The sequence below is a fragment of the Pseudomonas sp. LF-5 genome, assembly GCF_037626295.1.
Lineage (GTDB): Bacteria > Pseudomonadota > Gammaproteobacteria > Pseudomonadales > Pseudomonadaceae > Aquipseudomonas > Aquipseudomonas monsensis.
This window is the reverse complement of sequence record NZ_JARKMT010000002.1, coordinates 576,926-587,501: the sequence shown is the minus strand read 5'-3', so window position 1 is coordinate 587,501 and position 10,576 is coordinate 576,926. Positions and strand designations below refer to the sequence as shown.

General features: G+C 61.9%; 14 protein-coding genes. 2 read left to right on the top strand and 12 right to left on the bottom strand.

Going from position 1 to position 10,576, the window contains the following annotated elements; all coding sequences use genetic code 11:
• Window positions 1–2: 2 nt before the first annotated feature.
• From ccmE to ccmA, 5 genes are all read right to left on the bottom strand, one after another.
• Window positions 3–458 (bottom strand): cytochrome c maturation protein CcmE, encoded by a 456-nt coding sequence (gene ccmE / locus PseuLF5_RS09905; protein WP_064586605.1) that lies wholly within the window; start codon window positions 456–458, stop codon window positions 3–5.
• Window positions 455–631, bottom strand: coding sequence for a heme exporter protein CcmD (gene ccmD, locus PseuLF5_RS09900; protein WP_123465805.1), 177 nt, complete (start codon window positions 629–631; stop codon window positions 455–457). The genes ccmE and ccmD overlap by 4 nt, the downstream gene beginning before the upstream one ends.
• On the bottom strand, window positions 628–1,383 hold the full coding sequence (locus tag PseuLF5_RS09895) for a heme ABC transporter permease (RefSeq protein WP_123465803.1): 756 nt from the start codon (window positions 1,381–1,383) through the stop codon (window positions 628–630). The genes ccmD and PseuLF5_RS09895 overlap by 4 nt, the downstream gene beginning before the upstream one ends.
• Window positions 1,384–1,473: 90 nt before the next feature.
• On the bottom strand, window positions 1,474–2,142 hold the full coding sequence (gene ccmB / locus PseuLF5_RS09890; RefSeq protein ID WP_034151525.1) for a heme exporter protein CcmB: 669 nt from the start codon (window positions 2,140–2,142) through the stop codon (window positions 1,474–1,476).
• The gene (gene ccmA / locus PseuLF5_RS09885; RefSeq protein ID WP_123465801.1) at window positions 2,139–2,774 is read right to left on the bottom strand and encodes a cytochrome c biogenesis heme-transporting ATPase CcmA; all 636 of its coding nucleotides are present in this window, start codon (window positions 2,772–2,774) and stop codon (window positions 2,139–2,141) included. The genes ccmB and ccmA overlap by 4 nt, the downstream gene beginning before the upstream one ends.
• A 197-nt stretch (window positions 2,775–2,971) precedes the next feature.
• On the opposite strand from ccmA, the gene fliK reads away from it, so the two are divergent.
• Complete coding sequence (fliK, locus tag PseuLF5_RS09880) at window positions 2,972–4,546, top strand: flagellar hook-length control protein FliK (RefSeq protein WP_340133409.1); 1,575 nt, start codon at window positions 2,972–2,974, stop codon at window positions 4,544–4,546.
• Window positions 4,543–4,872, top strand: coding sequence for an EscU/YscU/HrcU family type III secretion system export apparatus switch protein (locus PseuLF5_RS09875; RefSeq protein ID WP_123465797.1), 330 nt, complete (start codon window positions 4,543–4,545; stop codon window positions 4,870–4,872). The genes fliK and PseuLF5_RS09875 overlap by 4 nt, the downstream gene beginning before the upstream one ends.
• A gap of 121 nt (window positions 4,873–4,993) precedes the next feature.
• On the opposite strand, the gene PseuLF5_RS09870 is transcribed toward PseuLF5_RS09875, so the two are convergent.
• The 7 genes from PseuLF5_RS09870 to PseuLF5_RS09840 all read right to left on the bottom strand — a co-directional run bounded on the left by PseuLF5_RS09870 (window position 4,994) and on the right by PseuLF5_RS09840 (window position 10,539).
• The gene (locus PseuLF5_RS09870; protein ID WP_123465795.1) at window positions 4,994–5,389 is read right to left on the bottom strand and encodes a DUF2802 domain-containing protein; all 396 of its coding nucleotides are present in this window, start codon (window positions 5,387–5,389) and stop codon (window positions 4,994–4,996) included.
• Window positions 5,390–5,875 carry a chemotaxis protein CheW gene (locus PseuLF5_RS09865; RefSeq protein WP_007919980.1) on the bottom strand — a complete coding sequence of 162 codons (486 nt, stop codon included), beginning with the start codon at window positions 5,873–5,875 and terminating at the stop codon, window positions 5,390–5,392.
• 90 nt (window positions 5,876–5,965) lie between these two features.
• The gene (locus PseuLF5_RS09860) at window positions 5,966–6,922 is read right to left on the bottom strand and encodes a CheW domain-containing protein (protein WP_123465793.1); all 957 of its coding nucleotides are present in this window, start codon (window positions 6,920–6,922) and stop codon (window positions 5,966–5,968) included.
• A 2-nt stretch (window positions 6,923–6,924) separates the two neighbouring features.
• The gene (locus tag PseuLF5_RS09855) at window positions 6,925–7,713 is read right to left on the bottom strand and encodes a ParA family protein (protein ID WP_008077691.1); all 789 of its coding nucleotides are present in this window, start codon (window positions 7,711–7,713) and stop codon (window positions 6,925–6,927) included.
• A gap of 43 nt (window positions 7,714–7,756) precedes the next feature.
• Window positions 7,757–8,647, bottom strand: a complete 891-nt coding sequence (gene motD / locus PseuLF5_RS09850) for a flagellar motor protein MotD (protein WP_064586597.1) — start codon at window positions 8,645–8,647, stop codon at window positions 7,757–7,759.
• A gap of 15 nt (window positions 8,648–8,662) precedes the next feature.
• The gene (locus PseuLF5_RS09845; protein ID WP_003222929.1) at window positions 8,663–9,403 is read right to left on the bottom strand and encodes a flagellar motor protein; all 741 of its coding nucleotides are present in this window, start codon (window positions 9,401–9,403) and stop codon (window positions 8,663–8,665) included.
• Complete coding sequence (locus tag PseuLF5_RS09840) at window positions 9,403–10,539, bottom strand: protein-glutamate methylesterase/protein-glutamine glutaminase (RefSeq protein ID WP_340133408.1); 1,137 nt, start codon at window positions 10,537–10,539, stop codon at window positions 9,403–9,405. The genes PseuLF5_RS09845 and PseuLF5_RS09840 overlap by 1 nt, the downstream gene beginning before the upstream one ends.
• Window positions 10,540–10,576: the final 37 nt, after the last annotated feature.

Here is a 10,576-nt window from a genome sequence, read left to right as displayed (position 1 = left end):
GATCAACCCTCCTTCGCTGGGGTCGGCGCGGATTGACCACTGTCTTTCAACGCTTTGGTCACTTCCGGCGGCATGTACTTCTCGTCGTGCTTGGCCAGCACTTCATCGGCCACCACTACACCGTCGGCATTGAGCTTGCCGAGGGCGACGATGCCCTGCCCTTCGCGGAACAGGTCCGGGAGGATCCCGCGGTAGGTGATGGTCACGGCTTTGTTGAAGTCGGTGACGACGAATTTGACGTCCAGCGAGTCCGGCGAACGTTGCAGCGAGCCCTTCTCGACCATGCCGCCGGCGCGGATGCGCGTGTCATGCGGCGCTTCGCCGTTGGCGATCTGGGTCGGCGTGTAAAACAGGTTGATGTTTTCCTGCAGGGCGCTCAGGGCCAGGCCGACGGCAGCGCCGACCCCGACCAGGATCGCCAGAATGATGATCAGACGTTTTTTGCGCAGCGGATTCACTTGCCGTTCTCCCGGCGCAGACGACGCGCCTCTTGTTGCAGATACCGCTTGCGGGCCAGGACCGGCGCCGCCACGTTGAAGGCCAGCACCACCAGACAGATGCCATAGGCCGACCAGACATACAGGCCATGATGGCCCATGGCGAGGAAGTCGCCGAATGAAGCAAAACTCATCGCGCGGCCTCCAGACTGTTCTGCACTTCTTCTTTCACCCAACTGGCGCGGGCTTCGCGCTTGAGCACTTCAAGGCGCATGCGCAACAACAGCACGGCGCCGAAGAAACAGTAGAAACCCAGCACGGTCAGCAACAGCGGCAGCCACATCTCTGCCGGCATCGCCGGTTTTTCGGTGAGGGTGAAGGTCGCGCCCTGGTGCAGGGTGTTCCACCACTCCACCGAGTATTTGATGATCGGGATATTGATCACGCCGACGATGGCCAACACCGCGCAGGCCTTGGCGGCGCTGTCGCGGTTGCTGATGGCATTGCCCAGCGCGATCACCCCGAAGTACAGGAACAGCAGAATCAGCATCGAAGTCAGGCGCGCGTCCCACACCCACCACGACCCCCACGTCGGTTTGCCCCAGATCGCCCCGGTGACCAGCGCCACAGCGGTCATCCACGCGCCGATCGGCGCGGCGCATTGCAGGGCGACGTCGGCCAGTTTCATCTTCCACACCAGCCCCACCACACCGCACACCGCCAGCATCACGTAGATCGACTGCGCGAGCATCGCCGCAGGCACGTGGATGTAGATGATGCGAAAGCTGTTGCCCTGCTGATAGTCCGGCGGCGCGAAGGCCAGGCCCCAGACGACGCCGACGCCGATCAGCAGCAACGCTGCAATGCTCAACCAAGGCAGGAACTTGCTGCTGATGCCGTAGAACCACTTGGGCGAGCCGAGCTTGTGAAACCAGGTCCAGTTCATACTGTTTCCATCACGGGTGCCGCTCATCGGTGTGAGCTGGCAAGGGTCATTCTTTAAAAAAAGTGGTCAATTTTTGACCAGACCTCATTATTATTCGCCGACGCTGATCTTCAGGCCAGCAGCTATTGCAAAGGGTGTCAGGGTGATCGCCAGGGCGGTCAGGCTACCCAGCCAGAGCAGATACCCGGTCGCCGGCATGCCTTGCAGCGCGGCCTGCAAGGCGCCACTGCCAAGGATCAACACCGGGATGTACAGCGGCAGAATCAACAGCGCCAGCAACAGGCCGCCGCGTTTCAAACCGACCGTCAGCGCTGCGCCCACCGCGCCGAGCAGGCTCAGCACCGGTGTACCCAGCAGCAACGACAACAGCAACACCGGCAGGCAGGCGACCGGCAAACCGAGCATCAACGCCAGCAACGGCGAAAGCAGAACCAGTGCCAACCCCGAAAAAAGCCAGTGTGCCAGCACCTTGGCCAGTACCAGAAGAGGCAGCGGGTGCGACGAAAGGACCCACTGCTCAAGGGACCCGTCTTCGAAATCACTGCGGAACAGCCCGTCCAGCGAGAGCAGCACCGATAACAGCGCGGCCACCCAGACTAACCCGGGGGACAGGTTTTGCAACACTTGAGTTTCCGGGCCGACGGCCAGCGGGAACAGCGCGATGACGATGGCGAAGAAAATCAGCGGATTGGCCAGCTCCGCCGGACGGCGGAACAGCAGGCGCGATTCACGGGCAACCAGCAGGCCGAACACACTCATACTGCCCAGTTCCCCAGATCGAGATCACGATAGCCGGCCGGCATCCGGCTCAGCGTGTGGTGCGTGGTCAGGACCACGAGGCCGCCGCGTTCGCAGTGCCCGGCCAGATGTTCTTCGAGCTGCGCCACGCCCTGCTTGTCGAGGGCGGTGAACGGCTCATCGAGAATCCACAGTGGCGGGCTGTCCAGATACAGCCGCGCCAACGCCACGCGACGTTGCTGACCGGCGGACAACGTGTGGCAGGGAACATCTTCGAAACCGCGCAATCCTACGGCTGCCAGCGCTTGCCAGATCGCGTCGCGCTCGGCGGGATGATGCAGGGCACAGAGCCACGAGAGGTTTTCTTCCGGGGTGAGCAAATCCTTGATCCCGGCGGCATGGCCGATCCACAGCAGGTTGCGCGCCAGTTCGCCGCGTTGTTCGGTCAGCGGCTGACCATTGAGCAGGACCTGACCGTCGGTCGGCTGCATCAGCCCGGCGAGCAAACGCAACAGACTGGTTTTACCGCTGCCGTTGGGCCCGCTGATCTGCACCATATCGCCACTGGCCAGTCTCAATTCGAGATTTTCGAAGAGCAGCCTGAGATCGCGTTCACACGCGAGGGCAACGGTTTGCAGGACAGGACTGGTCAAGGGATCACGGGCCTTATACGGTTCAAGTCGGCTCTGGCGCGGCCGTTAAAGAGGTGCAGCATAGATGCATTGACGGCTCGATCTAGAGAGCTGGGTCAAACAATTGCTATGTTTTTTGAACGAAGCGCAAGACGGGCGGCATTATACATGCCGTGCCTTACTCTCAAGAGTGCATTTTCCTCAGGTTGTGTCCGCGTATGACAGGCGAAATGAACATCCTCCCGCTCCCGCCCGCCACCCCGGCGACCGTTCGCCCGCAGGTCGGTGAGCTGCTCAAGCTGCTGACCCCGGTCGAAGGCCTGATCGGCGCCGGGCAAAGCGCCAAGGCCGAGGTGTTGTCGCTCAAGCAAGCGGACCAGACCTTTCAGTTGCTGCTCAAGGTGACGCTGGACAGCGGCCGTCAGACCACCGTGCAAGCGACCAGCAATCTGCCGCTGCCCCAAGGCACCAGTCTGGCGATCACTCAGCCCTCGGCGGGCAATCTGGCGATTACTGTGCAACAAGCCATTGCCAGCAGCGTCGCCGCCCTCACCCGCATCGACACCGCGCAATTGCCGGTCGGCACGCTGCTGCAAGGCAAAGTGCTGACCTCGCAGGCGCTGCCGCAAACGCCGGGGCAAGTGGCGGTGTTTCGCTCCTTGGTCAGTTTGCTCAACACCGCACAGAGCGGCAGCACCCTGACCATCGACAGCCCGCAGCCGCTGCGCATCGGCACTTTGCTGTCGGCATTGGTCGAAGACTCACACACCCTGAAATTCCTGCCGATGAGCAGCCGTCAGGAACAACTGGCCGTGAGTCAGCAACTGCTCGGCCAGCAAAGCCGTCAGGCCTCCCTGACGGGGTTGCTGAACGCCTTGCAAAATCTGCCGAGCGATACCGATCAAACATCACAGGATCTGCGCGCAGTGGTCGACAAACTGCTCGCCAGCCTCCCCGATGTACAACAACTGAGTACCGCCAAAGGCGTGGCACTGGCCTTGGCCAACAGCGGCGTGTTCCTCGAAGGCAAACTGCTGACCGGGCAGAACCCGACGCTGGCACCGGACATGAAAGCCGACCTGCTCAAGCTGATCGCACAACTGACCCCGGGCCTGCCGGGCAACAGCAGTTTCAACGCGATCATCGCCGCCAACACCCTGGCGCAAGCGCTGCCGAGTTTCGTTCGCAACGCCCTCGGCATGCTTGGCCAGGTCAGCGCGAAACCGGTGCCAAGCAGCTTCCCGCTACCCGAGCGTTTGCTGCAAAGCCTGGAAGGCGAAGGCGATCTGGAACAGTTGCTGCGCCTCGCCGCTGCCGCCGTTTCGCGCCTGCAAAGCCATCAGTTGTCGAGCCTGGAGCAGACCGGCGTTACCGACGACGGGCGCCTGCTCAGCACCTGGCAACTGGAAATTCCCATGCGCAACCTGCAAGACATCGTGCCGTTGCAGGTCAAGTTTCAGCGTGAAGAAGCGCCGGAAAGAGAATCGCAACCGAACGAACGTCGCGATGAGCGCGAACCCCGGCAACAACTGTGGCGCGTTGATCTGGCGTTCGACATGGAACCGCTCGGGCCAATGCAGATTCAGGCGCAATTGATCAGCGGCAGCCTGTCGAGCCAGCTCTGGGTCGAGCGGCCGTACACCGCCGACCTGATCGAAAACAACTTGTTCGCCCTGCGTCAGCGTCTGCTCGATTGCGGGCTGAATGTCGGCGACCTCGACTGCCACCTCGGCGCCCCGCCGCAAGGCAACCAAACCCGTCTCGAACACCGCTGGGTCGACGAAACCGCATGAACGATTCCACCGCACCACGCCAGGCCATCGCCCTCAAATACGACGGCAACCACGCCCCGACCCTCACCGCCAAGGGTGACGAAGAGCTGGCCGAAGAAATCCTGCGCATTGCTCGCGACTACGAAGTGCCGATCTACGAGAACGCCGAACTGGTGCGCTTGTTGGCACGAATGGAATTGGGCGACAGCATTCCCGAAGAGCTCTACCGGACCATTGCCGAGATCATCGCGTTTGCGTGGAATCTGAAGGGGAAATTCCCCGAGGGACAGGACCCGAATGCGCCGATGGTCGAGAAGGATGTTACCGAGCGCGGGGATGATTATTAAGCCCTGAAAGCAAAAGATCGCAGCCTTCGACCGCTCCTACATCAGGATTAGCGTTTCCCCTGTAGGCGCTGCCGAACGCTGCGATCTTTTGATATTGCTTGCCGCTATAAGCTTGAAGCTCTTAGCTGCCCTTATGTAATTTGCGCATCAACTCCGCCTCAGCCTGGGTCAACCCGCAGGACTGAGTCAGTTCATCGACGCTCGCGCCCATGCCCACCAGTTTCGCCGCTTGGGCGAATGACAAGCTCGACGGATCGCGCTGCTCAAGCGCAACGATTTTGTCCGGCAAAGGACCGACCACCGAGCGCAACTCATGCAGGGCGTCGCCCATGCGCACGTTGCCGTTCTGGTAATCGTCGACACGTTTGGCCAGTTCCTTGATGCGCTGATCACGCAGCGCATCGCCCTGGGCCTGTTGCGCAGCGATCACCCGCTGCGCCTTGATGTACGCCAGAAACATCGCCAGCGTGCCTGCCCAGAAGAGGAACAGGACAATGACTGCAACCTCAAGAATCAATCAGATGTTCTCCAGATCCGACCATTCTTCTTCGCTCATCATCTTGTCGAGTTCGACGAGGATGAGGAGTTCGTTGTTCTTGTTGCACACGCCCTGGATGAACTTGGCCGACTCTTCGTTACCGACGTTCGGTGCGGTCTCGATTTCCGACTGACGCAGGTAAACCACTTCAGCAACGCTGTCGACCATGATGCCGACGACTTGCTTGTCGGCTTCGATGATGACGATACGGGTGTTGTCGCTGATCTCGCCGCTGTTCAGGCCGAAGCGCTGACGGGTGTCGATCACGGTGACCACGTTACCGCGCAGGTTGATGATGCCCAGCACGTAGCTCGGCGCGCCCGGCACCGGAGCGATCTCGGTGTAGCGCAACACTTCCTGAACGCGCATCACGTTGATGCCGTAGGTTTCGTTGTCCAGTTTGAAGGTCACCCATTGCAGGATCGGATCTTCAGAACCTTTTGCATTCGTCGCCTGACTACTCATACCCTGACCCCTCGAAAAAACCGCTCTGGGCGGTGTGTGTTCTGTGTGGCGGCATTCAACAATGCCGTCGCCTGATTGTTATGTCGGCTGCTACGTCGGTTTATGTAGCGGCTTGTGGCCGCCGAGGTGCTTTGCCCCACCGCTGGCGATCAACTCGGCCAGTGCGGAAACGTCAAGCAATGCACACATGTGCTCAATCACGGTGCCGGCGAGCCAAGGCCGCTGACCCCGGTGACTTCTCCATTTGATTTCATTCGGGTCCAGACGCAACGAGCGGCTGACCTGATGCACCGCCAGCCCCCACTCGTAACCTTGTACCGAAATCACGTACTGCAGGCCCTGACGGAAGTCATCGCGATAGCGATCCGGCATGACCCAGCGTGCGGTGTCCAACACTTTCAGGTTGCCGGCCTGGCTCGGCAGAATCCCGAGGAACCATTCCGGCTGGCCGAACAGTGGCGTCAGCTCGTGGCCGGCCAGCGAATAAATCGAGCCGAGGCACACCAGCGGCACGGCCAGGGTCAACCCGGCAACGTCGAACAGCAGGCATTCGAACGCTTCCGAAGCCCAGGCCGGGCGGCCATCGGTTTCCACCGGTGGCGGCGTATTGCTCGGCGGCAGATGCACTTCTACCAGCGGCGGGACCAGGGTCTGCTCGACCGGCGTACGCGCAACTGGAGCCGGAGCCGGCTCGACCACCGCCGGTTCCGGCGTGGTTTTCAGCAATTGGGTTTGCAGCAGGGGCGCGAGCGTCGAAACCGCTGCGCGCACCGGCTCAGCCTCTTCAAGCAACGTGACGGGGGCCTTGGCCACCGGGGCGGCGGCAGGCGCAGCAAGCGGTGCGGCAGGCTTGGCCGCTTTCAGGGCATCACGCGCCTGTTCTTCCAGTACCGCGGCCTGGAACTCGTCCAGTGCCTCGGTGCTTTCGATCACCTCGACCGGCGCCTCAACTGGCAGCAACTCGTCAGGAATCTCCTGCAGCAAGCCATCCAGATAGGATTGCAACGCCAGTTGCGGACGCGACGTCAATTTGATCGGCCGATTCATGCTCAAGCCACCTGCGGAACAAGTTGTTGCGCCAACAGATGCTTGAGCAGCGCGCGGTAAGCCAGCACGCCACGGCTCTTGCCGTCGAATTGCGAAGGCGTGACACCGGCCCGGCTGGCGTCGCGCAGACGGGTATCGACCGGGATATAACCCTGCCAGATCTCGTCGGGGAATTTGTCGCGCAGCACGCGCAAGGTGTGCATCGAGGCTTGCGTACGGCGGTCGAACAGGGTCGGCACGATGCTGAACGGCAGCGCCTGTTTGCGTGAGCGGTTGATCATCGCCAGGGTGTTGACCATGCGCTCCAGACCTTTGACGGCCAGGTGTTCGGTCTGCACCGGGATCACCAGTTGCTGGCTCGCGGCCAAGGCGTTGACCATCAGCACGCCGAGCAACGGCGGGCTGTCGATCACTGCGTAATCAAAGTCCTGCCACAACTGCGCCAGACTCTTGGCGATCACCAGGCCCAGACCACTCTGCCCCGGCGACTGACGCTCAAGGGTCGCGAGTGCGGTGCTCGATGGCAGCAGGGAAATGCGCTCGTCACTGGTCGACAACAGCAACTGCCCCGGCAGGCCTTGCGGCACGCTGCCCTTGTGCAGAAACAGGTCGTAATTGCTGTGTTCCAGGCTGTCGGGGTCGTAGCCGAAATAGCTGGTCATCGAGCCGTGCGGGTCGAGGTCGACCACAACCACGCGCTTGCCCGCCTCCGCCAGCAATCCGGCTAAAGCGATGGAAGATGTGGTTTTACCGACACCACCCTTTTGATTGGCGACTGCCCAGACTCTCATTCGGTTCGTTCCTCCCGGCCGAGATGCTCGACCGAGACATAGCTCAGCGTATTAATGCGGGTGACGGAGAATTGACGGCACTCTCGCGTCCCGGCGTCTTGACCGGGGTCGGTGCAGTTTGTGTGCCAGCGCGCTTCAACGCCGCGTCCGGTTGTGCATTGGCGGTGCCGGTGCCGGTCAGACTGCGGCGCACATCCAGATTGCGCGACACCACCAACACCACGCGCCGGTTCTTTGCGCGGCCTTCGGCGGTGGCGTTATTGGCCACCGGCTGGAACTCGCCATACCCCACCGATGCCAGACGCCCGGGGTTCACCCCCTGCATCGCCAGCATGCGCACGATGCTCGCCGAACGCGCCGAGGACAGTTCCCAGTTGGTCGGGTACTGCGCGGTGCGGATCGGCTGATCGTCGGTGAAGCCTTCGACGTGGATCGGGTTGTCGAACGGCTTGAGGATCGCCGCGACCTTGTCGATGATGTTGAACGCGATGTCGCTCGGCATCGCGTCGCCGCTGCCAAACAACAGGCTGGAGTTGAGTTCGATCTCGACCCACAACTCGTTGCCGCGCACGGTCATCTGGTTGGAAGCGATCAGGTCGCCGAATGCGGCGCTGATATCATCGGCGATGCTTTTCAGCGGATCACTGGCCCCGGCGATCCCGGCGTCGACTTGCTCGGCGTCCTTGACCAGCGGCTTGGCCGGGGTCACGGTTTTCGGTCGTTCGTCACCGATCGGGATCGGCTTGAGCGAGCGGTCGGAGTCGGTGAAGACCCCGATCAGCGCCTCGGAAATGACCTTGTATTTGCCTTCGTTGATCGACGAGATCGAGTACATCACCACGAAGAAAGCGAACAGCAGCGTGATGAAATCCGCGTAGGACACGAGCCAGCGCTCGTGGTTAACGTGTTCTTCCTGATGCCTGCGGCGAGCCATAGTCCATTACCCCCATCAATCCATGAAGCCCTGAAGCTTCAGCTCGATAGAGCGTGGGTTTTCACCTTCGGCGATCGACAGAATTCCTTCCAGCAACATTTCGCGATAACGCGACTGCCGCAATGCGATTGACTTGAGCTTGGCCGCCACCGGCAGCAACACCAGGTTGGCACTGGCCACACCGTAGATGGTCGCGACGAAGGCCACGGCGATGCCGCTGCCCAGCTGCGTCGGATCGGCGAGGTTGCCCATCACGTGAATCAGGCCCATCACCGCGCCGATGATACCGATGGTCGGCGCATAGCCGCCCATGCTCTCAAAGACTTTCGCCGCTTCGATATCGCGGGCTTCCTGGGTGTAGAAATCCACTTCAAGAATGCTGCGGATGGCTTCCGGCTCGGCGCCGTCGACCAGCAGTTGCAAGCCCTTGCGCGAGTAGTTGTCCGGTTCGGCATCGGCCACGCCTTCCAGGCCGAGCAGGCCTTCCTTGCGCGCAGTGAGGCTCCAGTTGACCACGCGGTCGATGCCGCCGGCCAGGTCCACGCGTGGCGGAAACAGAATCCACGCCAGGATCTGCATGGCGCGCTTGAAGGCGCTCATCGGCGATTGCAGCAACGCGGCACCGATGGTGCCACCGAGGACGATCAGCGCCGCCGGGCCGTTGGCCAGCGCGCCGAGGTGACCGCCTTCCAGGTAGTTGCCGCCGATGATGGCGACGAACGCCATGATGATCCCGATAAGGCTTAGAACATCCATCAGATACACGCCTCGACGATGTGCTTGCCGATGTCGTCCAGGCCGTAGACCGCGTCAGCCAGGTCGGCTTTGACGATGGCCATCGGCATGCCGTAGATCACGCAGCTTGCCTCATCTTGCGCCCAGACCGAGCTGCCGCCTTGCTTGAGCAGGCGCGCGCCTTCACGGCCGTCGGCGCCCATGCCGGTCAAGACGACCGCCAGAACTTTGTCACCGTAGGACTTGGCCGCGGAACCGAAGGTGATGTCCACGCACGGCTTGTAGTTCAGACGCTCGTCACCCGGGAGGATTTTCACCGCACCACGGCCGTCGATCATCATCTGCTTGCCACCCGGCGCCAGCAGCGCCAGGCCCGGACGCAGGATGTCGCCATCCTCGGCTTCCTTGACGCTGATGCGGCACAGCTTGTCCAGACGCTCGGCAAACGCCTTGGTGAACGCCGCCGGCATGTGCTGGATCAGCACGATCGGTGCCGGGAAGTTCGCCGGCAACTGGGTCAGCACCCGTTGCAGGGCAACCGGGCCACCGGTCGAGGTACCGATGGCGACCAGTTTGTAGGCTTTGCGTTTCGGTGCCGGCGACGAAGCGCTGGCGGCCGGAGCGCGCGCCGGAGCAGGCGCCGGTGCCGGGCGAGCCGGAGCACTGGTGCTGTGGCTGCTGAAGCTCGATGCCGCCGGAGCTGGCGCAGGCGTCGGTGCAGCGGCCGGAGCCGGCGCACTGTAGGCACTGAAACGACGATTACTGCGCGAGATGCTGTGGACCTTCTCGCACAGCAGTTGCTTGACCTTCTCCGGGTTACGCGAGATGTCTTCAAAATTCTTCGGCAGGAAATCCACCGCGCCGGCGTCCAGCGCATCCAGGGTTACCCGGGCGCCTTCGTGGGTCAGCGAGGAGAACATCAACACCGGGGTCGGGCAGCGCTGCATGATGTGCCGCACTGCCGTGATGCCATCCATCATCGGCATCTCGTAGTCCATGGTGATCACGTCCGGCTTGAGCGCCAGGGCCTGATCAATCGCCTCTTTACCGTTGGTTGCGGTGCCGATCACCTGAATGCTCGGATCCGCTGAAAGAATTTCCGAGACGCGGCGGCGGAAAAAACCCGAATCGTCCACCACCAGGACTTTGACTGCCATAAACACTCCATTAGGTGCAGCGGGACGTTGTCGCCCC